General features: G+C 40.2%; 26 protein-coding genes. 7 read left to right on the top strand and 19 right to left on the bottom strand.

Annotated elements, in window-relative coordinates; translation table 11 throughout:
* Positions 1 to 24: 24 nt before the first annotated feature.
* Positions 25 to 2,172, top strand: coding sequence for a prolyl oligopeptidase family serine peptidase (locus CRJ00_RS16125; protein WP_099367775.1), 2,148 nt, complete (start codon positions 25 to 27; stop codon positions 2,170 to 2,172).
* A gap of 113 nt (positions 2,173 to 2,285) precedes the next feature.
* Here the strand turns inward: CRJ00_RS16125 and CRJ00_RS19245 are convergent, their stop codons facing one another.
* The 18 genes from CRJ00_RS19245 to CRJ00_RS16040 form a co-directional block, all read right to left on the bottom strand.
* Positions 2,286 to 2,663, bottom strand: coding sequence for a hypothetical protein (locus CRJ00_RS19245; RefSeq protein WP_257213827.1), 378 nt, complete (start codon positions 2,661 to 2,663; stop codon positions 2,286 to 2,288).
* A 9-nt stretch (positions 2,664 to 2,672) separates the two neighbouring features.
* Positions 2,673 to 3,521 carry a thioredoxin family protein gene (locus tag CRJ00_RS16120; protein WP_257213826.1) on the bottom strand — a complete coding sequence of 283 codons (849 nt, stop codon included), beginning with the start codon at positions 3,519 to 3,521 and terminating at the stop codon, positions 2,673 to 2,675.
* Positions 3,522 to 3,615: 94 nt separating this feature from the next.
* Entirely contained in the window at positions 3,616 to 4,797 is a 1,182-nt protein-coding gene (locus tag CRJ00_RS16115) for an aminopeptidase C (protein WP_099367774.1), read from the bottom strand.
* Positions 4,798 to 4,919: 122 nt separating this feature from the next.
* Positions 4,920 to 5,975, bottom strand: coding sequence for a TerC family protein (locus tag CRJ00_RS16110; RefSeq protein WP_099367773.1), 1,056 nt, complete (start codon positions 5,973 to 5,975; stop codon positions 4,920 to 4,922).
* 9 nt (positions 5,976 to 5,984) lie between these two features.
* A complete protein-coding gene (locus CRJ00_RS16105; protein WP_099367772.1) occupies positions 5,985 to 6,959 on the bottom strand; it encodes a polyprenyl synthetase family protein in 975 nt (324 codons plus the stop codon).
* Positions 6,960 to 7,014: 55 nt separating this feature from the next.
* Positions 7,015 to 7,581: a DUF3109 family protein gene (locus CRJ00_RS16100; protein WP_099367771.1), complete on the bottom strand. Its 567-nt coding sequence runs from the start codon at positions 7,579 to 7,581 to the stop codon at positions 7,015 to 7,017.
* A gap of 2 nt (positions 7,582 to 7,583) precedes the next feature.
* Positions 7,584 to 8,375 (bottom strand): DUF3108 domain-containing protein, encoded by a 792-nt coding sequence (locus CRJ00_RS16095; protein WP_099367770.1) that lies wholly within the window; start codon positions 8,373 to 8,375, stop codon positions 7,584 to 7,586.
* 30 nt (positions 8,376 to 8,405) lie between these two features.
* On the bottom strand, positions 8,406 to 8,921 hold the full coding sequence (locus tag CRJ00_RS16090) for a DUF2480 family protein (protein WP_099367769.1): 516 nt from the start codon (positions 8,919 to 8,921) through the stop codon (positions 8,406 to 8,408).
* A 65-nt stretch (positions 8,922 to 8,986) separates the two neighbouring features.
* Complete coding sequence (locus CRJ00_RS16085) at positions 8,987 to 11,086, bottom strand: peptidylprolyl isomerase (protein WP_099367768.1); 2,100 nt, start codon at positions 11,084 to 11,086, stop codon at positions 8,987 to 8,989.
* 111 nt (positions 11,087 to 11,197) lie between these two features.
* A complete protein-coding gene (gene lptC, locus CRJ00_RS16080) occupies positions 11,198 to 11,803 on the bottom strand; it encodes an LPS export ABC transporter periplasmic protein LptC (protein WP_099367813.1) in 606 nt (201 codons plus the stop codon).
* A 1-nt stretch (position 11,804) separates the two neighbouring features.
* Complete coding sequence (locus CRJ00_RS16075) at positions 11,805 to 13,139, bottom strand: hypothetical protein (RefSeq protein ID WP_257213825.1); 1,335 nt, start codon at positions 13,137 to 13,139, stop codon at positions 11,805 to 11,807.
* A gap of 125 nt (positions 13,140 to 13,264) precedes the next feature.
* Positions 13,265 to 14,248, bottom strand: a complete 984-nt coding sequence (locus tag CRJ00_RS16070; RefSeq protein WP_099367766.1) for a DUF6427 family protein — start codon at positions 14,246 to 14,248, stop codon at positions 13,265 to 13,267.
* Between the two features lie 10 nt (positions 14,249 to 14,258).
* On the bottom strand, positions 14,259 to 14,465 hold the full coding sequence (locus CRJ00_RS16065; protein WP_099367765.1) for a CcmD family protein: 207 nt from the start codon (positions 14,463 to 14,465) through the stop codon (positions 14,259 to 14,261).
* A gap of 4 nt (positions 14,466 to 14,469) precedes the next feature.
* On the bottom strand, positions 14,470 to 15,132 hold the full coding sequence (gene ccsA, locus CRJ00_RS16060) for a cytochrome c biogenesis protein (RefSeq protein ID WP_099367764.1): 663 nt from the start codon (positions 15,130 to 15,132) through the stop codon (positions 14,470 to 14,472).
* Between the two features lie 13 nt (positions 15,133 to 15,145).
* The gene (locus tag CRJ00_RS16055) at positions 15,146 to 15,805 is read right to left on the bottom strand and encodes a heme exporter protein CcmB (RefSeq protein WP_099367763.1); all 660 of its coding nucleotides are present in this window, start codon (positions 15,803 to 15,805) and stop codon (positions 15,146 to 15,148) included.
* Positions 15,806 to 15,856: 51 nt separating this feature from the next.
* Positions 15,857 to 16,234, bottom strand: a complete 378-nt coding sequence (locus CRJ00_RS16050) for a YtxH domain-containing protein (protein WP_099367762.1) — start codon at positions 16,232 to 16,234, stop codon at positions 15,857 to 15,859.
* Between the two features lie 98 nt (positions 16,235 to 16,332).
* Positions 16,333 to 18,168: an ABC transporter ATP-binding protein gene (locus CRJ00_RS16045; protein ID WP_099367761.1), complete on the bottom strand. Its 1,836-nt coding sequence runs from the start codon at positions 18,166 to 18,168 to the stop codon at positions 16,333 to 16,335.
* 55 nt (positions 18,169 to 18,223) lie between these two features.
* Positions 18,224 to 18,787: a hypothetical protein gene (locus tag CRJ00_RS16040; protein WP_144038185.1), complete on the bottom strand. Its 564-nt coding sequence runs from the start codon at positions 18,785 to 18,787 to the stop codon at positions 18,224 to 18,226.
* Positions 18,788 to 18,907: 120 nt separating this feature from the next.
* Between CRJ00_RS16040 and CRJ00_RS16035 the strand changes: the two genes are divergently transcribed.
* The gene (locus CRJ00_RS16035) at positions 18,908 to 20,164 is read left to right on the top strand and encodes an LVIVD repeat-containing protein (protein ID WP_099367759.1); all 1,257 of its coding nucleotides are present in this window, start codon (positions 18,908 to 18,910) and stop codon (positions 20,162 to 20,164) included.
* A gap of 1 nt (position 20,165) precedes the next feature.
* Entirely contained in the window at positions 20,166 to 20,798 is a 633-nt protein-coding gene (locus tag CRJ00_RS16030; RefSeq protein WP_099367758.1) for a hypothetical protein, read from the top strand.
* On the opposite strand, the gene CRJ00_RS16025 is transcribed toward CRJ00_RS16030, so the two are convergent.
* Entirely contained in the window at positions 20,795 to 21,580 is a 786-nt protein-coding gene (locus CRJ00_RS16025) for an SAM hydrolase/SAM-dependent halogenase family protein (RefSeq protein ID WP_099367757.1), read from the bottom strand. The genes CRJ00_RS16030 and CRJ00_RS16025 overlap by 4 nt on opposite strands.
* Positions 21,581 to 21,692: 112 nt before the next feature.
* On the opposite strand from CRJ00_RS16025, the gene CRJ00_RS16020 reads away from it, so the two are divergent.
* The 4 genes from CRJ00_RS16020 to CRJ00_RS16005 are packed head-to-tail and all read left to right on the top strand — an operon-like array spanning position 21,693 to position 24,964.
* Positions 21,693 to 22,667, top strand: coding sequence for a PhoH family protein (locus tag CRJ00_RS16020; protein ID WP_099367756.1), 975 nt, complete (start codon positions 21,693 to 21,695; stop codon positions 22,665 to 22,667).
* A gap of 31 nt (positions 22,668 to 22,698) precedes the next feature.
* A complete protein-coding gene (locus tag CRJ00_RS16015; RefSeq protein WP_099367755.1) occupies positions 22,699 to 23,643 on the top strand; it encodes a phosphoribosylaminoimidazolesuccinocarboxamide synthase in 945 nt (314 codons plus the stop codon).
* A gap of 27 nt (positions 23,644 to 23,670) precedes the next feature.
* A complete protein-coding gene (locus tag CRJ00_RS16010; RefSeq protein WP_099367754.1) occupies positions 23,671 to 24,048 on the top strand; it encodes an STAS domain-containing protein in 378 nt (125 codons plus the stop codon).
* A 4-nt stretch (positions 24,049 to 24,052) separates the two neighbouring features.
* Positions 24,053 to 24,964, top strand: coding sequence for a ribonuclease Z (locus CRJ00_RS16005; protein ID WP_099367812.1), 912 nt, complete (start codon positions 24,053 to 24,055; stop codon positions 24,962 to 24,964).
* Positions 24,965 to 25,007: the final 43 nt, after the last annotated feature.

Here is a 25,007-nt window from a genome sequence, read left to right as displayed (position 1 = left end):
TGTTATAAACTAATTGTAATAGATATGAGGAAATACACCTGTTTGGGCATCATTGTCCTGGGCTTGGCGGCCTGTAATCAAGAAAAAGCTATTGAATCAAAAACCGATATTACATTGAAACCCTATCCTAAAACTGAAAAAGGAACACAAACTGATACTTATTTTGGTGTTACCGTGGAAGATCCCTACCGATGGTTGGAAGATGACCTATCTGCTGAAACCAAAGCTTGGGTAAAAGCTGAAAATGAAGTCACCGAGGATTATTTAAGCCAGATTCCTTTCCGGGAGAACATCCGAAAACGGTTGGAGAACCTGTGGAACTATGAAAAATTCTCCGCTCCTTTTACCGAAGGCGAGTACACCTATTTTTATAAGAATGATGGTTTACAGAACCAATCGGTCATTTATCGTAAAAAAGGAGATGATGGGAAAGAAGAAGTTTTCTTGGATCCGAATAAGTTTTCTAATGATGGTACGACCTCTTTGGCAGGATTATCATTTAGCAAAGATGGTTCATTGGCGGCCTATCAGCTATCTGAAGGAGGTTCTGATTGGACTAAGGTCATCATCATCAACACGAAGGATAATTCGATCGTAGGGGATACCCTGACGAATGTGAAATTCAGCGGCCTTGCTTGGCAGGGAAATGAAGGGATTTATTATTCATCTTACGATAAACCGAAAGAAGGATCTGCTTTGTCGGCAATGACCGACCAGCATAAGCTGTATTTCCATAAGCTGAACACTGCCCAATCTTCTGATGCCTTGATCTTTGGTGGGCCAACCACCCCGCGTAGATATATCGGTGCGGGATTGACCGAGGATGAAAGGTTCCTGATCGTTACGGCGGCTAATGCCACATCGGGAAATGAGTTGTACATCAAAGACCTGAAGAATCCGGGTTCAGATTTTGTTCCGATTGTGAACAACATGGAGTCCAACCATTATGTATTGGATAATGAAGGCGATAACCTGATCATCTATACCGAGTTGAATGCGCCGAACGGTAGATTGGTGCAGACCAGTTTTGCTACACCTACGCAGGAAAATTGGAAGGATCTGATTCCGGAGACGGAACAGGTGTTGAGCCCTTCTACTGGTGGAGGTAAAATCTTCGCTAATTATTTGAAAGATGCGACCACGCTTGTCAAACAATACGATAGACAAGGCAAATTGGAGCATGAGGTAGAATTACCGGGTGTGGGTACCGCTTCAGGATTTGGTGCCAAAAAGGATGAAAAATCCCTGTATTATTCCTTTACGAATTATGTAAATCCAGGAACCATCTATAAATATGATATTGCTTCAGGTAAATCAGAAGTGTATAAAGCTTCAGCGATTAAATTCGATCCTGCCAACTACGAATCGAAACAGGTTTTCTACACCTCTAAGGATGGTACTAAAGTTCCGATGATCATTACCTATAAAAAAGGAATCAAATTGGATGGGACCAACCCTACGATGCTGTACGGTTATGGAGGTTTCAACATCAGTTTGACGCCTTCTTTCAGTACCAGTAATGTAATCCTATTGGAACAGGGTGGCGTGTATGCGGTGGCTAACCTGCGTGGCGGTGGTGAATATGGGCAGACTTGGCACGTAGCAGGTACCAAATTGAATAAACAGAATGTATTTGATGATTTCATTGCCGCAGCAGAATACCTGATAAAGGAGAAATATACCTCTTCGGAAAAATTGGCGATTGCGGGTGGTTCCAATGGAGGGTTGTTGGTCGGTGCAGCAATGACGCAACGCCCGGAATTATTTAAAGTAGCCTTTCCGGCAGTAGGGGTGTTGGATATGTTGCGTTATCATAAGTTTACGGCAGGTGCTGGATGGGCATTTGATTATGGAACAGCAGATGATAATGCGGAAATGTTCAATTACTTGTATAAATATTCGCCTTACCATGCCTTGAAACAAGGGGTAGATTATCCTGCGACGATGGTTACTACGGCCGATCATGATGACCGCGTAGTACCCGCGCATTCCTTTAAATTCGCTGCGCGCTTGCAAGAATATAATAAGGGAACTAATCCGATGCTGATCCGTATCGATACAAAAGCTGGTCATGGTGCCGGAAAATCAACTGCTATGGTTATTGCAGAGCATACTGATAAATGGGCTTTCATGTTCCAGAATATGAAGGTGGGTTATCGGGATGTGAAATAATTAAAATAGTGAAATAAGAAAAGGATTCTTGCTGTCCATCGATTAAGTTTTGGACAACAAGAATCCTTTTTATTTTGGCCACTGCTATTGAAGCAGCTCCATATCGGTGTCCCTTATTCAGTTTCCCAAGTAGGGAGTCCTTTTTTCATTAAGGCCAAATTTGATTCATAGTCTGCTTTTTCATCCGCAGCTGCTAAGCTGATCGCTTTTTCTTGGATCGCAATGGCCTCTTTGGTTTTTCCAGATTTATGCAGAATGTTTGCATAGGTATCTAAATATTGCGGATTTTCTTTCTTTTCCAAGGATTTTTTGCTCCAGGCCAAGGCTGCTTCTAAACATACCGGATCGGTACAGTTTTCAAAGATAGTCCAGGCAAAACTGTTCAGTTGTGTTTCGGAAACCGCGGCTCCTGATGCAATTAAATGATTTACGGCCTCTCTGTACTTGGTCCAGTCCTTTTTAGCTCTATAATAATTAGGCTTGAAGGTCATGAAGGACTCTTACAATTTCAAATCCGGATAAGCCTTAATAGCCTCTTCTGCTGCTTGGTCAAAATTATCCGTTTGAGAAGCACGTAATTTAGGCATAAGTACCGAATTAATTACGGCAGTTCCTAACATGGCATCCGCTTTTCCTGCACCCATCACTTCGTCTACTTTTGCCTTGTTATTGCGAATCAATTCAAATGCCTTATTATCCACACTTGTAATGGATGATCTCAACATAGGAATAAATTCCTTCGTTAAAACGGCATCAGCACTGGAATTCTCTATAATGGAAGCAATAGCTTCTGCTGCAGTATTTTTGTCATATGCCTTTGTTGCTGCTTTTGCCATGGCTTTGGCGGCTTCGACATCCTTAGGATTAGCCTTGTATTTTTTAACGATGGTTTCATATTGCGTACTCGGGTCAAAGCTTTCTTTGGTCATAGCGATAAACTCATCAGCTTCGCCACCACCTACAATACGGTGAACCAATTCGCCATTTGGATTAAAGATTAAAAAGGTAGGATAAGCGGCAATGGCGTAATCTTTTGCGAATCGTTTTGCTTCGGCTCTCCAAGATTTCACATCCTCGTTATCCCCTGGGGTTTCATCCATTTGAATCTTCAGGTTCACAAATTTTTCATTGAAAAATGTTCCCACTTTTTCCTGTGGGAAAATGTTATCCGACATGTATTTACATGGGCCACACCAGGTGGTAAATGCATCCACGAAAATGAACTTATTTTCCTTTTTGGCTTTCTCCTTAACCTTGGCCCAAGTGGTATTGTGCTCAAAGTGAATACCTTTTTCCTGTGCAAAAACCAAGAAAGGGAGCGTGAATAAAATGAATATTAGCTTTTTCATAATTAACTTTACATTTCTAAATATTTAACTAAAGTAACCATTATTAACAAAAAAGTCCTTGTAGAGACAAGGACTTTAAAAGATTTAACATTTTTTAGATAGCTAATTGCTTCTGCATTTCTTTGGTTAATGCTTTTTTGTGCAATAACAAAGAGATAGTTTTATAGCGAACAAACTCTTTTGTTGCATACATATAACCTTTATAATCGTTGGTAGTTCCCCATGAGTTCTTAACGATATAATATTCTTTTCCGTTCTGATCTTTTACCAAACCTACGATGTGCATTCCGTGGTCATCGGTTGTGGTATAGTTGTCAAAAGCTTCTTGACGTTGCGCAGGAGTGATCTTCGCTTCTGGTTTCGGACCGTTGAACATATTATCCAACTCTTCTTTACTCATTTGCTCGATCGGTTTTTCTGGCACATAAGCTACGCCATTCTTCCAGCTGAAGCTTTTCTCGGATACGTCAGTTGCCCATGCTACTGTGAATCCTTTTTCCAAAGCTTGGTCGATGATATCGGTAAGATCATTGATCTTCACGTTATAGAAACTTTCGAAAGACCAGTTGTCAGGGATCAATAGGACAAATGGTTTGTATAAAGCATGCTCTTCAAAAGAAGAGATCCCTACATAATCATCTGGATTGATACCCACTACTTGATCGGCAAATGTACGTGGGGTATAGGTTTTTCCTTTGTATTGGAAGGATTCAGGTACTTTTCCTAGATAAGAATCCATCGCCGCAGTAAATGAATTGATCCAGTTTGCTCCTGGTTTCTTACTTTTTGCCACAGATTCTGTGATGGATTGAAGGATTGGGCTCATCTCCCCAAAGTTATTGCGTGTCTGTCCTTCAGGCAATCCGGTATACGCCTCGTAAGGTACTGCACCGTATTTTCTGAAAATAGTCAATACATCATGCAATTGGCCGCCGTCGCCTTGTGCCTGTTGTCCATGCAGACGCACAAAGTTCTTTGCTTTTTCAATGTAGGTATTACGGGCAGTATAGATCTGGGAAATATTCACTGGTTCCTTGCCCATTCGGATCATCTCGGATTCTAAGAAGGAGTTTCCAGAATAAGACCAACAGGTACCAGATGATCCTTGGTCCTTAATAGAAGTGTTTCCAAGGTTGATCACTTCCGTGAACTTGAATCCTGCCTTACTGTTGTCGCTGGCATTGCCTTTTAAGGCATTTATTAAGTTGTCTTGTGCGAATGTTTGGGTTGTAGCAAATAGAGCTGCTGCAAAAAGAATAGATTTACTCCAATTCATGTTATTATAATATTAAAAAACTGTGTACGAATTTATAAAATAATAAAGAGTAGCTAGGCCACTCTTTGTAAAAATATTAGCACATACTAAAACAGGCCCCTTTTCGGAGCCTGTTTATATGATTAGGATTTTTCAAAATCTTGTTTCTTCGGAAACATCAGGGATGCGATGATACTCAACGCTAGGATTCCCAGAATGACGATAAGGGAATGGGTGGTGGTAAAGCCCCATTCTTTCAAGTAGCTATGCAATAGCATTTTCAGACCGATGAAGATCAATAAGAATGCTAAACCTACTTTTAGGTAATGGAATTTGTGGATGATGTTGATCAATAGGAAGAACATCGAACGTAATCCTAGGATTGCAAAAATATTCGAGAAGAATACAATATAAGGGTCTTTGGTTACCGAGAAGATCGCAGGGATCGAATCCACCGCAAAGATCAAGTCGGTAAATTCAATCACCAATAACACCAAGAATAGGGGAGTCATGTATTTCTCGCCATTTTCTACATGGAAGAAATTTCCTTGATCCAACTTATGGGTTACTTTGAATCTTTTGGACATGAACTTAACCACAGGGTGGTTTTCTGGATCCACTTCCTCTTCTTTATTTCTGTTCATGTACATGGTAAACCCGGTGTACACCAAGAATGCACCGAATACATATAGGATCCATCCAAATTTGGTAATCAATGCCGCACCTACGAAAATGAAGATACAACGCATGATGATGGCACCTAGGATACCCCATACCAATACTTTATGGTAATACTTTTCTGGAATACCAAAGGAACTGAACAGCAATACCATAACGAAGATATTATCTACCGAAAGAGCATATTCTACTACATAACCGGTTAGGTATTCGAGTGTAAGGTTCTTATTATAGGCCTGAAGACTTCCAACGAGGTCGTTTTCATTAATGGTGATATTATGCAGGTGTTTGGCGACGACCTCTTTGAGCCGTGCCATATCATGCACATTATGCAGCTCATTTCCCCAATAATAAAGTAATAGACCAAATAAAAGCGCAAAAGTAACCCAGATGGCACTCATAATGGCGGCCACTTTTAAGGATACAGGTTTATCGCTTTTGGAAAATAGTCCCAGGTCAATTGCTAACATCAGAATTATAAAAATTATAAATCCGATCATAAAGAGTGCTTCGTGGCTCATGGTAGATGTTTATTTCTTTCTTTCTGTAGTATACTTAACGAGTTGTTCTAATCCGGTTTTATATTCCCCACCGTTCGGGATTTCGGCTAATATGTCAAATGCTTCCTGTTGATATTGCATCATTTTTTCGGTTGCATATTCCATTCCACCGTTTATCTTCACAAAGTTGATCACCTCTGCTACTTTTTCTGGATCTTCATTATGGTTCTTCACCAGGTTGATGATCTTTCTTTTTTGGCTTTTATCCACCGTTGATAACGCATGTATCAATGGCAGCGTCATTTTCTTTTCCTTGATGTCATTTCCTACGGGCTTGCCCACATCATCCAATCCAAAGTCGAAAAGGTCATCTTTAATTTGAAAAGCAATACCCACCTTTTCGCCAAACAGCCTTAGTTTTTCCACGGTTTCTTCATCTGCTCCCGCAGAAGATGCTCCGCAGGCACAACATGAAGCGATCAGGGATGCTGTTTTTTTTCGGATCACCTCAAAATAGATGGATTCCTTGATGTCAAGATGTCTGGCTTTCTCGATCTGAAGGAGTTCCCCCTCCGACATCTGCTGAACCGCCTCGGAAACAATTCGCAATATATCAAATTCTTTGTGTTTTACGGATAATAATAATCCTTGGGAAAGCAGAAAATCGCCTACCAAAACCGCAACTTTGTTTTTCCAAAGTGCATTGATAGAAAAGAATCCTCTTCTTTCATTGGCATTGTCCACTACATCATCATGCACCAAAGAAGCCGTATGCAATAGTTCCACTAAGGATGCTCCATGATAGGTTGCCTCGGTGATGCCACCACATACGCCAGCAGAAAAGAAAACAAACATCGGACGCATCTGTTTTCCTTTTTGCTTAATAATATACCTTGTAATTTTATCTAATAAAGGAACGGAACTACGCATCGAATCCTTAAAGGTTTTTTCGAAGCGCTTGAGATGTTCTTTAATAGGAAGTTGTATTTCGTCTATTGTTAACATGAAAATGGTTTAAGACCATTAATAATCCCTGAAATTGACCATAAAAATAATAAAATTATGCTTGGGAAGCTAAGGTAATTTCAAGCTGTTTATACCAATCTTCACCATATTCTCGAATCAAAGGGTCTTTTAGGAATTTATAGACCGGGACCTTCAATTCTTGACCGAATGTACAGGCATCTTTACAGATATACCAACGATCGTAATGCAGTACATCAAATTCAGGGTAGTGGGTAGCACGGATAGGGTAGAGGTGACAGGAAATAGGCTTTTTCCACTGCACATCGCCCATTTCATAGGCTTTTTCAATACCACACTTGGTAATACCGTTTTCCCAGGTTACATAGGCACATTCTTTATTGCCATCTACACAGGTGGTGGTCAGATCGCCATCGGAATCTACCACATATTTACCTTGCTCCTCAATGGCTTTTATGCCTTTTTCGGTTAGATAAGGCTTTACTTTAGGATAAATTTCTTCCAGGATTGTTGTTTCCGCCTCTGTCAATGGTGCGCCAGAATCGCCTTCAATACAGCAAACCCCTTTGCATTTGCTCAGGTTACAAACAAAATCGTTGTTCACGATATCCTCGTGAACAAGTACATTTCCTACTTCAATCATTTTTATTTTGAATAACTAACCCGTTGGCCTAACGGGAATTTTAAGCCATCTGCACTAACCAAATCCATCGTTACAGAGCCAATTAGAATATCTACTTGCGCTTTAACGGGGATACGGTTTCCATCATTCGTAACCCAAAGATACAAACGACTGTTCTTTTTAAAGATTCTTCCTGGAGAAATTTCAGGACTCAGCTTGATACACTCTAATGTTCCAAGAACAGATTTGACCTTCTCTACACCGATATATTCCACACCCAATTGTGCGACCTCATCATTCAAGAAATAAGTAATCTTGAATTTATCGCCTTTTTTCAACGTGGAGAAATCAAGGTTACGCGAGAAGTAATAAGCAGAGACCAAATCGAATGTTTGCTGGGTAGGACTGGTGAAAGTCCCTTTTTTACCTTTTACTTTCTTTGTTTTATGGTCGAAAGTAGCATACTCCACCCGACGATAATTGTTCTCCCGAATATTTTCGGTATACAGGATCGGTAGGAAATTCTTTTGGTCTATATAGGAATCATATTGATTCTTTACGGTATAGAATTTTGAAAATGCCCCTGATGTTTGACCAAAGGCAGATAGATGTACCGCATCCATATTACCAAAATTATATTTTGATTGTTTTACGGATAGGGTACCTGTAGCCGCTGACATAAAGCCATAACGCAGTTTGTATTTCAATACCTCGCCGGCTTTGAAAGTGGGTTCTGATAAGTATGGTAATGTTTGTGCCTGACCAATAGTGGTCAGCGTAATAAACAAGACTAGGGCTGAAATAATTCTTTTCATATAACTAAGACCGTGGGTTGAATAAATAGTTTAAGTTTTACGCTTAAACACAGGTACAGTAGAGCATGGCTCGCCATACATGATGCTCTTGGCTACTTTACTTAATTGGGCTGTAAAGGTCACGAAAGCCGATTCTGGAACAAAGATATCTCCACATCCCTTTACGACGATACGCTCATCCTGGTATACACTATAATCTAATCTTGCTAATTCTTGCTCAAATAAATCCTGACGCACCTTATCCTCATCTCCAAAATGTACGGAAAGAGCATGCTCCACCAGTTTGTTCGTCAACAACATATAAGCCCATGTAGGGACAATCGCATCGGCAGTACATACAATACCGATGTGCTTGCCTGCATATTGCGACCAATCATGTGTTTTGATGAATTCCCGGAAATCCTTTTCCTTCAGGATCAATCCATGAAAGAGGTTCTCCTTGATATCGTAGATGACAATAGGAGCTGTTGGGGCATATTTAGCCAAATCTATGGTCACCAAACCACTTTGGGCTACTTTATTTACAATGTTCTCTTGAATATCCATTTCTCTAAAAATAAAAAAAGCTGGGCAACTTTGGGTTACCCAGCAACAAATTTAACTATTCTTTACTAATAGAATTTAATACGATTGTCAACAATCTTAGCGTTATCCTGCAAAGCTTGGAAAATTACGTTCTGATCACGTTGAGCTTTAGACGCTGTAATTTGCTTTTGTTGAGCGGTTAATTCTTCACCCGCCAAAGCTTTTGGATTTACGAATCCTAATACCTGAACAGCATATACACCTTGAGAACCTTCAATAGATTTTGATGGTTTGTTAGGCTGTAATCCGAATACGGTACCTACAACTGCGTTTTCAACTGCTACACCAGGAATAACTGGGTTAGCTAGAACAACATTCTCAACAGATTGTGCGTTCTTGCCTAATTTTTGAGCCACTTGGTCGATGGAAGTTGAACCATTCAATGCATTGTTCATCTTCTCTTTCAACATACGAGCCTTCACCAAATTCTTTACAACCGGCTCGATCAATTTCTTAACCGACTCTAATGGTTGGATTCCTTTTGGTTGGATATCTGTAACACGAGCAACGATAAAGTTATCTGCCGTTTCGAATACTTTGTCTCCATTTGTTCCAGCTTTCGCTTCAAATGCCCAACGGCTTAATTCACGAGGGATTTCAACCGCGCCGAAACTGTTGTCCATTGCTTTTGTTCCTTCGTTTTTAAGGATGGTCAAGTTTTGTTGTTTTGCTACTTCCTCAAAATTGGTTCCGTTCAATGCGGAGAAGAATTTGTTGGCTTTAGAATATGCTGCATCAGTAGTTTCTTTTCCAGAAACGATTGATTTATCAACGATAGCTAACTTGGCAATTTTTGAACTACCGATCTGTCTGTTCACTTTTACAATGTGAACACCATTGTTGGTAGGAACCACTTTAACATCGCCCGTTTGACCATCAAATAAGATAGCATCTAATTCTGGGATCTGACCTCTAACCAATGTTCCGATTTCACCTCCATTGGTTTTTGAATTCGGATCAGCACTGAATTCCAATGCCAGGGTAGAGAAGTTTCCGCCAGCAGTAATTAAGTTTTTGATAGAGTCTGCTTTGGCAATCGCTTTATCCACGCCACCCTCAGTTGCTGGGTTGATGACGATCGTGCTTGCATTAACCGAGTCAGGGCTCATCTTTACGTTGATTACCTTCGCGATTTCATATACGTTCTGTGTTAGGTAAGGACCAACTACGGTGCCTGGAGCTGCGTTGAAAACCACAGAATCCAAAGCTGCGCTTAATTGGTTCTTTCCGTAATACGTAACTGGGTATTTTCTTTCTGAGTTTACAGTTACAAATGAAGAATCATTGGTTGATGCCTGTAAATCTGTTTTTAATTTTTGGATAGCTGCAGTGGCTAAAGCTGTATCAGCTTGGTTTGGACGTGCGTCAAAAAGTACGTATTCAATGTTACGGGATTCCTCTTGGTTCTTGAATGCGTTCTTGTTTTTGTCGTAATATTCCTTGTAATCAGCATCTGTCAATTTTACTTGTGCATCTGCGATGGAAGCATAATCCAACATCACGTATTTGAAGTTCGCTAATTTATTACGGGAATTGTAATCGTATTGCGCTTCCAAAGCGGTTGTATATACGCTATTGTTCACCAATGTGCTGTATTTTTGGAATAAACGATCTGTTTTGATGCTTTCCAATAAAGCTTCCCATTCTCTTTTGGTGTTAGGATCTTGTTTTGCTTGTTGCATCACCGCGTTGATGGATGCTTTGTCGATCTGACCAGTTTGAGGATTGGTAAAGTATTGTGCGATCAACATGGACGGATTGTTTCCGGTCACTAAGTTGTTCAATTCATCTTTACCTACTTCGATACCGATTTTCTCGATCTCTTGTTTGATCAACTCTTGGGTCAAATATTGGTTCCATACTTGTTGAACCGCATAACTTTGCATCTGAGGGGTATTTTGACCACCCATTTGCTGCGCGAATCTCGCTGCAGTTTGTTCAACTTGTTGGTTGAATTCGTTGTAATCTATACTTTCACCATTCACATTTCCTACTTCAGATTGACTAGCACGCCAAAATGGAGTACCCATGTTGATGATGTCTCCTAATAAAAACGCGATAATTGCTAAACCGATCACGAATATGACTAGCCCCGCACGGTTCCGCAAATAGCTCATTAATCCCATAACTGTATTCTATATTTTTGTTATAAATGCTTGATTTGTTTACTTAATTGTGTTTGTTAAAAAACAAGGCGCAAGATACAACTTTTATGAAAAAAAGTGTAAAAATTTATTTTAGTTCCCTAAACCCGGAAATCCCGAGTTGTTCTGCATATAAATCAAGCCTGTTCCATTGGTCCATTCGATCATGTTAAAATCGAGATCTGAAGTAAAGGAAGTTCCTTGCATGTTCCCGCGGCCATCTGTGAAAATGGCTGAAATAGGTTGACTTCCATAGTATTTTTTCTGTTTATCGTCATGGATCAATTCCTCGGTATTCAGAATGGAACCATTCGCCAAGGTGATCACCACATTCTTTCGGAATTCCGTGATCCCTTCCTGTTGTTTTAGGACACCATAATTGGAAGTGATGCGCTGTGACTCTTTCCCGTCTGGTCCATAAAAAATCAAGAGCAATCCTTTTTGAAACTCCATATTTCCTACTCGTGCGGAATCGTGGTATTGGCGCATTTCGGGCGCTTTCAACTCTGCTTTCACTTTTGCAGAGTCGCTGTAAATCACAGTAACATGCTTGGAAATATCAACAGCCTCTTCTGCTTCGATATTGGCCAATCGATCGATATCTTTTTGGTCGTTTTCGCAGGCAATTGACAAGATTGCCCCTAACAATAACATTGATAGGGGCAAAATTGATGATATTTTCAATGAATTAATTTTCATGTTAATCGTAACTTCTTCTCTGGAACCAAGCATCATTGATGGTAAACCCTAGGTTGATGTTGATATAACGCTCTCTAACCAGGTTGTTGTTCATGGTGCCTTGTTGACCAAATTCTGCTGAAACATTCACATTCGAGAATGTTCTACCAAAATTCGTCTCTGGTAATGGGAATCCCATACCTACGGTAATCGCCATATCGGAAATACGGTGGTTATCTACCGAAATATGTGTTTTATTATACCTAAATCCTAAACGATAATCAACCAGGTTCAAATATTTTAATGAAGTAGCGTCTGGTTTAAACTGTCCACCAACTGCAATTCCGATGTTTTTGCCCAAAGGTGGCTCACCCATTTCGGTATGATATTTTGACCAATCGGCATATTTAAAATCAGCTCCAATACTCCAGTTGATACCTTTGCTCAAGGTAAATCCAACACTGTGTTTTAGAGGTAGATTTAAGTTTCTGTTTGAAAGTGGTGTAAATGCGGAAGTATCGATAGCCACTTGTTCGCCATCAGGATCTGTTGCATCAGTTTGGGTCAGGGTAACTAAAGAAGTGGTCTTACTATTTACGGTATTGTTCAATGAACCTGAATAACCTATGGTAAAATTGACTTTGTTGCCCAATGCTTTGAAATATTGTGCTCCGTAGTCAAAAGTAGCCCCTCTAATTTGTTGGGTAATGGTTTCTGAGGTATTATACATCCCTGCTTCATATGGGAATTGGATCATTGCTTTATCGAAAAGGTTTCCAAAAAGAAAACCGGCATTTGCCCCAATGCTGAAACCAGCAAATGGAGAAACCCCATATCCTACATAGGCTTTGTTGATACCACCTTCACCTACCAAACTGGTTTGGTAAGGGATATTATCAATCTGACGAGCAGATTTTACATTATAACCTACATCCGAATAAGGCATCAAACCGAAAGACACACCACCTACTTTTGGACCATTCTGTTTATTCAAGGAAAAACCGTAGGCAAAATGGCTGAATGCAAAGTCTGCTGTTTTACCAGTAGAACCAGATTTAGCCAATTGGGTGAAGTTGCCATATAGACCAGCATCTAAAATCGTTCTGTTTAATGCAGAATAACTGGCAGGGTTTGCCATGTTTAAGATTGGTAGACCACCTTGATAACGAACACCACTGGAAATTCCGCCCATTGCGCGAGTTTGAGGCAATAGATCCTCCCTCATCTGTCCCAAACCATATTGTGAGTAAGGTGAGTGTGAAGTAGATGACTGTGCTTTAACCTCCGTAAAGCCCAACATCAGTACCCCAATACCCAATGCTGTAAGCAGGTTTTTGTGTGTAAATATTCGTCTCAATTGTATCAACTTTAAAATAATAATGGCCCTGTTTAGGCTAAAATTTCGCTACAAAACTATCTAATTTTTAATAACCACGTAAGATTTTGTTGTTAAAAAAGGTTAAACAGCTAACTGTCAGGTTTTTAGAAAAACTGAAAATAGATTATGGTGGCCAATATAATCAAGTACAAGGTTTCATAAAACCATTTTATCTTCGCATAGGTAAAGAAGTAGGCCAGATAAATGGAAAGCGCTGGAATGGTCAATAAAAAATGGTTTACCGATTTATCCGGGTTTAGATAGAATGATCCAAAGATGAGGATTAGCATCACGAACAATAATTGGAAACTCTTTCGGACCTGGACAACGCTCTTGAAAAAATTATCCTTTAATATAAATAAAAACCCTCCAATAGCCACCACGATAGGAATCAGTACAAAATAATCATGTACATCCATATTCAATCGAGTTGGAAGGGAATAGGTGAATGGTCTAAAGATTTCATAGAACTCATTCATTCTTTCCAGCCAATAATAACAAACGGCCAATAGGAAATAAACAACAGTTACACCCAATAAAGGCGTAATCCATTCTCTCCAGGAGAATGCTCTAAAAATTACCAAGCTTGCCCAAATGAGCAAAAGCATCACAATAAATGGAAAATAGATCAGGCTTCCCAATGCAACCAATAAGCCCAAGTCAAACATGATCCCCTTAACATCTGCGTGTTTATAGATATTGAACAGCTTCTGCACCATCCAAATGGTGATAAAATTACAGATAAGGGTGGGGGATAATACCAAAAACGGTATGAACACACTGACCAAGGTCATGAACATCAAGGCCGTCAGGAAGTTTGGTTTTCCAAGGAGGTTGAAATGATTGACAACCCTATTTAGATAGAAAGCTTGGAGGATGGTCAAGATTAATGTGATGAACACATTAGATTGTGGGGATAATTCCGCCCCGATCTGAAAACCTAAAAGGTTACTGATGCCGGGTTCAAAAAGCACGGGAGTAAGTTTCTCCGGCAAGTGTAGATATACCCCAAGGCATAGTACCGTCCCAACAAGAATAACCAGGAAAACATTCAGCCCTGATAATGTCCGATGTTGGTTGATTAACATACGCTATATGCTATTTGTCTTTTTCTAATTTGCTGACTTTACGGTCGATGGTGAAAAGGTAGATGGCAACCACCAAGAAAATCACCAACATCACCAAAACAACCACATAGATTTTTCCTTCAGAACGAAGGCCTTCGGCCATAGGAACCTTTTCTTGCGCGAACGCTGTCCCAAAGCTAAAAAGCAGTGCAAAAAGAGTGTATAGGAAATTTCTCATTGTATTAAAAACTATTTCTTTTATCTTCTATTAATCGAATTCTATAACGTAGGGTGGCAATCCAGGTACCGATCAAAATCCAACCGATTACCGCTGTATAAAATACCGGTCGCATATAATTGTCCATATCCAAGTCCCCAAAAGTGGAGTTTCCACCACTACCTGGGTGAAGCGAATCATTCATTTTTGGGAGGATATAAATCAGCACAAACATGATCGGAAAAGCGAAAATATTATAGATGGCTGATATTTTGGCGCGTTTTTGTTCTTCTTCAAGGGCATTCCTTAAAACTAGGTAGGCCAGATACATCAAGGTTGCAATGGCCGCCCCATTCAATTGGGGGTCATTCGTCCAAGGGGTTCCCCAGGTGAAATTTGCCCAAAGCATACCTGTCAATAAACCGCAAAAACAGAAGATAACACCCGTATTTACAGCTTCTACCGCCATAAAATCATGCTCTCTTTTTCCGGTATTCAAGTATTTGATGCTATAAATTAAGGAGATCAGGTATAAAATCATCATGGTAAACCACATAGGTACATGGAAATACACATTTCTGATGGTTTCATTCAAGATGTACAAAACGGGTACTGGACCTAATAAACCAGCAACTACGGTACTTGCAACCATGACAACTGCAAGAATTTTCCACCAACTTTTTCTCATAAGAACAAAAAAATCAATCTCGCCAAAGGTAAGGAAATAACAGCAAAGAAATGGCAATAGTAACTATATTAATTGCCAATAATACAGCAATATCTCCCCAACTATCAGCGATCACACCGCCTATGGCAGCAGCTTTTGATAATTTGATGAGGACGATCAATAGGGGGATGATTACCGGAAAACTGAGGATGGCCATGATGGTGCTGTTGTTTCCAGCTTTCGCACTGATCCCTGCTACCATGGTAAATACTGTAGCAAAGGAAATGCTGCCTAAAAAAATACTCAACAAATAAACAGGTAGATTGCCGATCGGGGTTCTAAAAATCAGGTTGTAAACAATAAAAGCGATCCCTGTCATTAAGATCATGATCAAGGAATTATAGATGATCTTTGCCAAAATTATTGCTTTTGGGCTTACCATGCTATAATAATAAAGTTGTCTATTACCGGTTTCCTGAAGGAAGGAACGGCTCATGGCATTGATGGCCGCGAAAAGAAGAATGATCCAGAACAGGGTGTTCCAAACAGAAGTATCCACGGATTGGAATGATTGATAACAAACAAATACCGTGGATACTACGTAAAGAAGAATGCTATTGATAGCGTATTTAGAACGCCATTCCAATAAAACATCCTTATATATTAAAGTCTTGACTTGTGTTAACAGATCCATGATATGCAAAGATACAAATCAATCTGTCTAGCCAAGACGGATGTCTAGAAATTAAGCGTTTTTAATTTCTGATTTCGCTTTATCAGCAACATCGTTTGCTTTGTCAGCCATGCCTTGTGCTGCATCTGATGCACGGCCAGCCCATTCGTTAGCTTTTGAAGAAGCTTTGTCTAATGCTTCTCTACCTGCATTTTTAGCACGGTCTTTTAAGTTCTCTAAATCTTCTTTTGCGGATTTTGCAAATTTAGAAGCACGTTTTGCTTCTTTTTTAGAAAGATCTTTAATGGATTTTGTTAAGCTCTTGATTCCGTCGTTTGCACGGTCTAATTGCTTTTTACCATCCTCTGTTCCTAATAAATAATATGCAGCAGTTCCGACAGCTAATCCTAGTAGGGCGAATGCCACTAATCCATTTCTATTCTTTTCCATGATTATAATTTTTTATCCTATTTTGTAATTACATGTTATTGTATAATGGAAACAAGCAATAAGCCAAAATGTTTGTGGGTTTTAGAAATTAACAAAAATTAACTTTCAAAAACCTGAAGAGACTGTAATTGATAGAGATGTTGGTATAATCCCCCGCCTTTATTCATCAATTCTTGATGGGTTCCAACATCGGATATGAAGCCATTTTCTACGACGATAATCATATCAGCGTCCCGTATGGTAGACAATCTATGGGCAATAATCACGGATGTTCTGTTCTTCATCAATTCTTCCAAAGCCAATTGCACCAAACGTTCGGATTCGGAGTCGAGGGAGGAAGTCGCTTCATCCAAGATCAATATGGCTGGGTCTTTCAACAAAGCCCGCGCAATAGCGATTCGCTGCCTTTGTCCACCGGATAATTTAACCCCTCTTTCACCAACAACCGTATCATATCCATCTGGAAACTCCATGATGAAGTTATGGGCATTGGCCCGTTTTGCTGCTGTGATGATTTCTTCGGCATCAGCTTGAAGGTTTCCATAGCTGATGTTCTCCCGAATCGTTCCTCCGAAAAGAAGTACATCTTGGGGAACCACGGCTACTTGATTTCGGATATCGGTTAATGCCAATTCTGAAGCAGGGATGCCATCATAGTAGATTGAACCATCAGTAGGTTGGTAAAACTGCAATATGAGCGAAGCAATGGTCGACTTTCCAGTGCCGCTTGGACCAACAATGGCCAATTTCTTCCCGGCTTGGATCTGGAAAGAAATATCTTTCAAAATTTGAATATCTGGACGTGTCGGATAAGCGAAGCGGACATGATCAAAGGCGATGGCACCTGTTAAAGGCTGTTTGATGTTTTTGTCGGTTTCATCCACTTTGATATCTTCCTGATCTTCGTCAAGAATTTCCAATACGCGCTCACTTGCTCCCAAGGAACGTTGGATGCTGGCGTAGAGTTCAGGGAAACTTCCCATCGAACCTGCCACAAACATAGAATATAAGATATACATAGTCAGGTCGCCCACCGAAATCTCATTAATCGAAACCAGGGAGGCGCCATACCAAATCACGACGATCGCTGCTCCGAAAATGGCAAAGATGATAAAAGAGGCAAATAATCCGCGGTAAGTAGCCCCTTTCACGGCAAGATTCACCGCCTTCCCTAATTTGGAAGCATAACGTTTGGATTCAAAATATTCATTGACGAATGCCTTTACATTGCTGATCCCCAATAAAGTTTCCTGAACGATCGCATTGGAATCTGCCAACTGATCTTGGGATTCTTTGGAAAGTTTGCGGATAAAACGGCCGAAAATAAGTGCTACTACAATAATGATAGGTAGCACACTCAGGTTCATGAGCGCTAATTTTGGAGAAACCAACACCAAAAGGAATACCCCTACGCCCAAACTGATGGTCTGTCTCAAGATTTCAGCCAAGGTGGTTGTCATGGTGTCCTGGATCTGAGAAAGGTCGGCAGAAAGCCTACTGTTCAGTTCACCCACTCTGCGGTTGGCAAAGAAATCAATTGGCAAGGTGATCAAACGGTGATAGGTATCTTTCCGAATGTTGGCCAGGGATTTTTCTGCAATCTCCACAAATAAGCGAATCCGGAAAAAGGAAATCGTAGATTGTACGGCCAGTATCGAAATACTCAGCACACCTATGTACATCACATCGGCAGGGAGCCAATCGAACTTCTGTTTTCCTTGTGCTGCATCAATCATCGCGCCCATCAAGGCCGGAAAGGTGAGCATGGTCAAGCTCGAAAGAATAAGGAATAACATCCCAATAACGAACTTCCATTTGAAAGGTCGAATGTAAGAAAAGATCTTTAAGGCTTTCTTTAGGGTCTCCTTGTTAATTTTCGGCTTCGGTAAATCTTCCGAATGCGAATCTCCACTGTTCAATCTCGGTCTGGCCATGAATTAAAATTATCAAATCGAGCAAAAGTACTCATATATATAGCTCTTCGTATCACTATACAGTCAATTTTTTAGGCTTCTGCTTTAAATAAAGATAAATAACCGAAATTACCAATCCCAAAATGATCACGATGGCGATGAACAATTTATTATCATTCCCTTGATCGCTGTTCTCCAGATTACTGATATCCCCACGGAGCTTGTCATTCTCTTGCTGCAATTTGTTGATGGTTTTCATATAGGCAGAAACCTGTTGGTCATACTCTGCTGCCAATTTCTGATACCGTTCGCTTTGGGCATCCTTAAGATCCAACAATTTCCGCGTCTCGATAAAGATATGGTTATCATTGATCACGATGTTCCGGAGGATATCGATGGATTTCTGCATGTCGCCTTTGGTTTTAAAAAGACCAAAAACACCTGTCTTTTTGGTCAGCGAACTATCGTAGTCACCAAATTTTGCACTTCGTTCGTTCAACAATTTATTTACTCGAGCACGTTGGGATTCAAAGGTGATGGAATCTGTTTTAAGTGCTGTACTATCCTGTGCCTTAAGAATTGCCGATCCTGAGAAAACCAAGATACAGGCAAATAAAAACTTCAAATATTTATAATTCATTGTTCTTTTCAGTTTGAAGATGTTCCACATGAAAAACATACTTTTTTTAATAAACATTGTAGCAAAATATAATTTTTTAACGTAAGAATTGAAAAACATGACAACTAATTATTAACCAGCATGAAAAGAACCAACAATTTCATCTCAAGAGGTCTTATAGGCCTTCTTACTGGAATATTATTCCTATCGGTGTCTTGCGATCGCATTACTTATGAGCAAGAGGTGATGGCCAAAGTGGCTGTATTCAAAACAATGGCCGAAATCCGTAAGGAATTTGTCGGCACCAAGGATGGGGTAGAGCTTCAATCTACCGGAAAAATCTATATCTATAAAGATTTTTTGTTGATCAACGAACCTTTAAAAGGTATTCATTTTTACAACAATTCTAATCCGGCAAAACCGGAGAAGATTACTTTTTTGGCGGTTGAAGGTACTTCGGATTTCGCCATAAAAGATGATGTCTTATATACGGATAACTATGCCGATTTATTACTTTTCGATCTTAAAAACATCGCAAAACCTACATTGATGAAAAGAGTGGAGGATGTTTTTAAAACGGTGAATACAGTTTGGGGTTGGAAGCCTATGAATGGTACGAAGGTAGTAGCTGGATGGAAGGATTCCCTAGTTACTTATAAAAATACAAGAGAACATACACCTTTTGTAAAATATGATACAAATATCAATTACGATGGGAATTCAGGTGGCACTGGACAAGCTGGGTCACTGGCACGTTTCACCATATCCAAAAACCATCTATACACCGTGGATATTTCCGATTTGAATTGGTTTGATATCAGCAACAAAAATACGGCAACCTATGTGGATAAGATGAGGTTATCGGGTCTATTGGAAACTATTTTCCCCTATAAGGATAATCTGTTCATTGGAACCACGCAAGGTATGCACATCATCAGTCTGGAAAACCCCGCCGCGCCTAAAAAGATATCCACTTTTGCTCACTTTCGCGCTTGCGACCCCGTGGTTGTAAACGACAAATATGCTTTTGTCACCCTGAGGAGTGGTATTGAATGCGGAGGAGGAAGTAATGAATTACAAGTCATCGATATTGCAGACTTGAGCAATCCTAAACTAAAACTTACCCAAGCATTAAAATCTCCTTATGGTTTAGGCTTATCTGGAAATATGGTTTACCTCACAGAAGGAATGAATGGTTTTAGGAGCTTCGCTTTTGAAGAGGGGCAGCAGCTTTCGCTAAAAGAAGTGCAGAATTTGCCAAACATGATGAGTTATGATGTAATTCCTGGTCCGAAATCCATGATTGTCATTGGCCCAAAAAAGATTTGTCAATATGATTATCAAGACAAATCGAATATTAAGGAATTAGGATGTATTAATATAACTCCAGGCTCGTAAGATGAAGAAATTTATAGTTATCCTCGTATTATGTTTCGTAGGAAATAGTTTTTCCTTACATGCCCAAATGGGTAAAAGGACCTATGTAAATCAAACAGAAATTGGTTTGATGAACTATGGATTTATTCCTATTCAAAACAGTTATAGTTTTTTGACCATGCATGGCCTGAAGTTGACCGAATCTTGGGAATTGGGTCTCTCTTCTGGAGTGGAGAAATACACAGCTGATGAATATGAAAAGTTCTGGGTATTACCATTCAATGTTGCTGGTCGATTTATTTTAAATCCCCATAAACGCACCACATTTTATTCGGGATTGGATGCGGGTTATGGCTTCGCCGGGCTAAACTCCACAGCAGATAAAGTCTGGAACAACACAGTAACCGAAAAGGATAGGTCTTTTGAAGGTGGTTTGAGGTTTCATCCACATGTGGGTTGGAGATGGAAAGTAGGTGCAGAAAGAACTTTCATTTCCCTGAGCATAGGCTATCAATTCCAACAGATAAAACAAGAAAGGTCAAAGTTTAGGCATATTATTAATGAATATCTATATAATAGTGTAGACAATTATTTGCACGAGCGGGTCACCTATAATATGGGTAGAGCCGTTGTGAAAGTCGGCATGGGATTCTAATGGTCAAAAAACTCGACCAAAATGGTTTCATCCTGATATAAGCCCAACAATTGACTGGCATTACCTTTATTAATAGCTATTTCCAAGAAATTACTGATCCCAAAAAGACAGAGTTTCTCCCCTTCAGATACCTCATTGTAATGCCAGCTCAATTTTGAAATCGTCTCATTTCTCTTAAATCTCAAAACGAAATCCCTTCCATTTTGGATCTTATTGAACAATTCCTTACTGATATTACTGATGACATTTCCAAAGGAATCAATAAACGTTACATGACCTTTGATGCTGTTCTGATTATAAACAGGTTGAAACAAAACCTTTTGTACAGGGTTTTCGATCGGGAAACCGATATCAGAAAATTTGCCTCCGTTGGCAATATGGCAGGCTGCTTTGGTCAAAATATCCGCTAAGGGAAAGTGCAGATACCTCAGATCCTGCATGATATTGATCTCGATCATTTCCGTAGGACGATCTTCCCCCAGAATGATACTGAAAATCCCATTATCCGCGCCAACAAAATATTGCCCTTTGTAAGACATGGCCAAATAGCGAGAATCCTCCTGAAAAACAGTGTCGATACCGATCAGATGAACAGTCTTCGCTGGAAAATAGGGGTAGGCATTATTGATGACAAATGCGGCATGCTGAATGCTGAAAGAAGGGATATCATGGGATATGTCTACCAGACGTACATTCGGCAATTGCGAAATAATACTGCCCTTTAATGCGGCCTGATAAAAATCGCGATGACCTAAGTCTGTGGTTAACGTTATTACTCCCATACTATCCAAATGCCCGTAGCAAAAAATTTAACTGTTGTTTTTGATAAGCGAACTACAAAAATAGAAAAAGTAAATTGTATTTTTGAATCAAGAAAAATTAATCGATTAAAATTTGAGTGAATTAGAAATCAATTTGGACACAGTCAATCTGATTACCTTATGGGGTGCTCAGAATGAGAATTATGAGTTTATCAAACGCGCTTTTCCCAAGTTGCGCTTGGTAGCCAGAGGAAGTCAACTTAAGGTGTTGGGTGAAGAAGGAGAAAGGAACCGCTTTCAGCAGGTATTTGACCAAATTCTTGGCCATGTCAACCAGTTTCAGACACTATCGTTACTTGAGCTCGAGGGACTTTTAAGTTCGGTTACCGACCTAAAAGCACCTGCTTCCCCACCAAAGGATGAGGCGGAGGCAAAAGCTGCTGCGATGAAAGGAGAGCCTATTGTTTATGGTCCTAATGGAATCGTAGTTCGTGCAAGAACGGCAAATCAACGTCGAATGGTCGATAGCATCAACAAGAATGATATCCTGTTTGCGATAGGCCCTGCTGGTACGGGAAAGACCTATACAGCGGTAGCATTAGCGGTCCGCGCCTTAAGAAACAAGGAAATCAAACGCATCATTCTGACGCGTCCTGCCGTTGAAGCGGGAGAAAACCTTGGTTTTTTACCTGGCGACCTTAAAGAGAAGGTGGATCCTTATCTAAGACCTTTATACGATGCGTTGGATGATATGATTCCCGCTGAAAAACTAAAAGGTTACCTAGAGAACAGGACCATTGAGGTCGCACCTTTAGCGTTCATGCGGGGTAGGACCTTGGATAATTGTTTTGTGATCCTGGATGAGGCGCAAAATGCGACCGATATGCAGTTGAAGATGTTCCTAACACGTATGGGACCAACAGCAAAATTCATCGTAACTGGCGACATGACCCAAGTGGATCTTCCAAAAAAGACCCAATCTGGTCTGGTGAATGCCGTCAAGATATTAGAAGGCATCGAAGGGATTGATATGATCTACCTGAGTGGGGCAGACGTTGTTCGCCATAAATTGGTGAAACGTATCCTAGAAGCCTATGGCGATATTTAATAGCAATTAAACGCGTGGAAACGCAACAAATATGAGTACAATAAAAGAAACAAATTTCAATTTCAAAAACCAGACGGCATTTTATAGGGGTAAAGTCAGGGATGTCTATACCATTGCAAACGATTACTTGGTGATGGTAGCTTCCGATCGTATTTCTGCATTCGATGTCGTTTTACCTCGTGCAATCCCTTATAAAGGTCAAGTATTGAACCAGATCGCTTCCAAATTCTTAAAGGCTACTGCTGATATCTTACCGAATTGGGTGGTATCTGTTCCAGATCCGAACGTAACGATCGGGAAAAGCTGTGAGCCTTTTAAAGTAGAAATGGTGATTCGTGGCTATGTATCTGGACATTTATGGCGTACCTACCGTGATGGCGGACGTGAGCTTTGCGGCGAAGTTCTTCCTGAAGGGCTGAAAGAAAATGATAAGCTTCCGGAACCGATCATTACCCCAACCACCAAAGCAGCGGTCGGTCATGATATGGATATCTCCAGAGCTGAAATCATCAGCCAAGGGATTGTCTCTGAAGAAGATTATACCCAATTGGAAAAATATGCAAAAGCGCTTTTTCAAAGAGGAACTGAGATTGCAGCAGAAAGAGGATTGATCTTAGTGGATACCAAATACGAATTTGGAAAACGCGATGGCATCATCTACCTGATCGATGAGATCCATACACCAGATTCTTCGCGTTACTTCTATGCGGATGGTTATGAGGAACGTCAGCAAAATGGCGAACCGCAGAAGCAACTGTCCAAGGAATTTGTAAGACAATGGTTGATCGAAAATGGTTTTCAAGGAAAAGAAGGTCAAGAAGTGCCTGAAATGACAGATACTATTGTAAATTCAATTTCTGAACGCTATATTGAACTTTTTGAACACATCACGGGCGATAAGTTCGAATATCCAGAAAATGGAGATGTTCTGGACCGCGTTGAACGCAATGTGAGCGAAGAATTAGCGAAACTATAATACATTAATCTTAAAAGACTAACATTTATGAAATTTACGGTAGATAAATACGATCGATTTGTGGTGATTGAGCCCCTTCAAGAAAAATTAGATGGAGATGCTGCCGCAAGTTTAAAGGGCGAGTTTATGCTCCGCAATACCGGCGGACAACGAAACATTGTCTTGGATATGAATAAAGTGTTAGAAACAGATGAAACAGGTATCCGTACCGGTTTATTAGCACGTAGATTATGTAAATCTTTGGGTGGCCTATTCATTATCACCAACCTGAATGAAGGAGTTAAACAATATATCAGCTCCTTAGGTCTGGATAGTTACCTGATCATCACCAAAGACGTAGAAAAAGCAAAAGACCTGATCTTCGGAAATGAAATCCGATTGGATTTAAAAGAAGGGCAGGCATAAGATGATTCGATTTGAAGTATTGGTATTGGGTAACAGCTCAGCAACACCCATTTTTGAACGCCATCCTACTTCTCAGGTCATCAATTATAACGAACAATTATTCTTGATCGATTGTGGCGAAGGTACGCAGATGCAACTTTCACGCTATGGTATCAAAAGCAATCGCATCGATCATATTTTTATCTCTCATCTGCATGGAGACCACTATTTAGGTCTTGTAGGCCTGGTGTCCTCCATGCACTTGGTAGGTAGAAAGGCCGATCTCCATATCTATGGGCCTGCACCTTTACAGGAGATTCTGGAATTGCATTTCAAATATTCCGAAACGGTCATCCGGTATAATATCATTTTCCATCCGACCAATCCAGAAAAGGAAGAGGTTATTTTTTCATCCAGGATGATGACCGTAAAATCCTTTCCATTAATCCATCGTATCCCATGCACTGGATTTCGATTTGATGAAGGAAAGCGTTCTGCCAGTATTTTAGCGGAAAAAGTGGAACCCTTGAATATTCCAAAACCCTATTATTCGCTTTTGAAAAAGGGGATAGATTACGTCGATCCTCAGGGCAATGTACATCAAGCGGCGGCATTGACGGTCCCTGGTCCTGCCTCCCGGTCGTATGCCTACTGCTCAGATACCGTAAGGCATCCGATCTATTTACCATCCATCCAAGGAGCTGATCTTTTATATCATGAATCCACTTTTTTGGATGAAATGCGGGACAGAGCCAAAGAAACCTTCCATACCACCTGTTTAGAAGCGGCTGAAATCGCTAAAGAAAGCCAGGTGAAAAAATTGCTCTTGGGCCATTATTCCGCAAGGTATAAAACACTCGGCCCTTTACTGGAAGAAGCCCAGACTGTTTTCCCTAATACCGAGCTATCAATTGAGGGGAAATGGTATTTAGTTTAGCCTTTTTTGTGAATTTTTGCCCATATTTACAGCTCGAAAAAAA

It is taken from the genome of Sphingobacterium sp. 1.A.4 (genome assembly GCF_002734245.1).
Classification (GTDB): domain Bacteria; phylum Bacteroidota; class Bacteroidia; order Sphingobacteriales; family Sphingobacteriaceae; genus Sphingobacterium; species Sphingobacterium tenebrionis.
Note: the sequence above shows the minus strand (reverse complement) of the source record. Positions and strands in the feature narration are given on the sequence as shown.

Excerpts from the sequence above, each read along its gene's own strand:
- CRJ00_RS16010 (WP_099367754.1), top strand. The coding sequence starts at position 23,671 with ATGAAATTTACGGTAGATAAATACGATCGATTTGTGGTGATTGAGCCC.
- CRJ00_RS16040 (WP_144038185.1), bottom strand. The coding sequence starts at position 18,787 with ATGAATTATAAATATTTGAAGTTTTTATTTGCCTGTATCTTGGTTTTC.
- CRJ00_RS16115 (WP_099367774.1), bottom strand. The coding sequence starts at position 4,797 with ATGAATTGGAGTAAATCTATTCTTTTTGCAGCAGCTCTATTTGCTACA.
- CRJ00_RS16055 (WP_099367763.1), bottom strand. The coding sequence starts at position 15,805 with ATGGATCTGTTAACACAAGTCAAGACTTTAATATATAAGGATGTTTTA.
- CRJ00_RS19245 (WP_257213827.1), bottom strand. The coding sequence starts at position 2,663 with ATGACCTTCAAGCCTAATTATTATAGAGCTAAAAAGGACTGGACCAAG.
- CRJ00_RS16085 (WP_099367768.1), bottom strand. The coding sequence starts at position 11,086 with ATGGGATTAATGAGCTATTTGCGGAACCGTGCGGGGCTAGTCATATTC.
- CRJ00_RS16030 (WP_099367758.1), top strand. The coding sequence starts at position 20,166 with ATGAAGAAATTTATAGTTATCCTCGTATTATGTTTCGTAGGAAATAGT.
- CRJ00_RS16110 (WP_099367773.1), bottom strand. The coding sequence starts at position 5,975 with ATGAGCCACGAAGCACTCTTTATGATCGGATTTATAATTTTTATAATT.
- CRJ00_RS16050 (WP_099367762.1), bottom strand. The coding sequence starts at position 16,234 with ATGGAAAAGAATAGAAATGGATTAGTGGCATTCGCCCTACTAGGATTA.
- CRJ00_RS16105 (WP_099367772.1), bottom strand. The coding sequence starts at position 6,959 with ATGTTAACAATAGACGAAATACAACTTCCTATTAAAGAACATCTCAAG.
- CRJ00_RS16095 (WP_099367770.1), bottom strand. The coding sequence starts at position 8,375 with ATGAAAAGAATTATTTCAGCCCTAGTCTTGTTTATTACGCTGACCACT.
- CRJ00_RS16015 (WP_099367755.1), top strand. The coding sequence starts at position 22,699 with ATGAGTACAATAAAAGAAACAAATTTCAATTTCAAAAACCAGACGGCA.
- CRJ00_RS16070 (WP_099367766.1), bottom strand. The coding sequence starts at position 14,248 with ATGTTAATCAACCAACATCGGACATTATCAGGGCTGAATGTTTTCCTG.
- CRJ00_RS16125 (WP_099367775.1), top strand. The coding sequence starts at position 25 with ATGAGGAAATACACCTGTTTGGGCATCATTGTCCTGGGCTTGGCGGCC.
- CRJ00_RS16100 (WP_099367771.1), bottom strand. The coding sequence starts at position 7,581 with ATGATTGAAGTAGGAAATGTACTTGTTCACGAGGATATCGTGAACAAC.
- CRJ00_RS16120 (WP_257213826.1), bottom strand. The coding sequence starts at position 3,521 with ATGAAAAAGCTAATATTCATTTTATTCACGCTCCCTTTCTTGGTTTTT.
- CRJ00_RS16065 (WP_099367765.1), bottom strand. The coding sequence starts at position 14,465 with ATGAGAAATTTCCTATACACTCTTTTTGCACTGCTTTTTAGCTTTGGG.
- CRJ00_RS16045 (WP_099367761.1), bottom strand. The coding sequence starts at position 18,168 with ATGGCCAGACCGAGATTGAACAGTGGAGATTCGCATTCGGAAGATTTA.
- lptC (WP_099367813.1), bottom strand. The coding sequence starts at position 11,803 with ATGAAAATTAATTCATTGAAAATATCATCAATTTTGCCCCTATCAATG.
- CRJ00_RS16090 (WP_099367769.1), bottom strand. The coding sequence starts at position 8,921 with ATGGATATTCAAGAGAACATTGTAAATAAAGTAGCCCAAAGTGGTTTG.
- ccsA (WP_099367764.1), bottom strand. The coding sequence starts at position 15,132 with ATGAGAAAAAGTTGGTGGAAAATTCTTGCAGTTGTCATGGTTGCAAGT.
- CRJ00_RS16035 (WP_099367759.1), top strand. The coding sequence starts at position 18,908 with ATGAAAAGAACCAACAATTTCATCTCAAGAGGTCTTATAGGCCTTCTT.
- CRJ00_RS16025 (WP_099367757.1), bottom strand. The coding sequence starts at position 21,580 with ATGGGAGTAATAACGTTAACCACAGACTTAGGTCATCGCGATTTTTAT.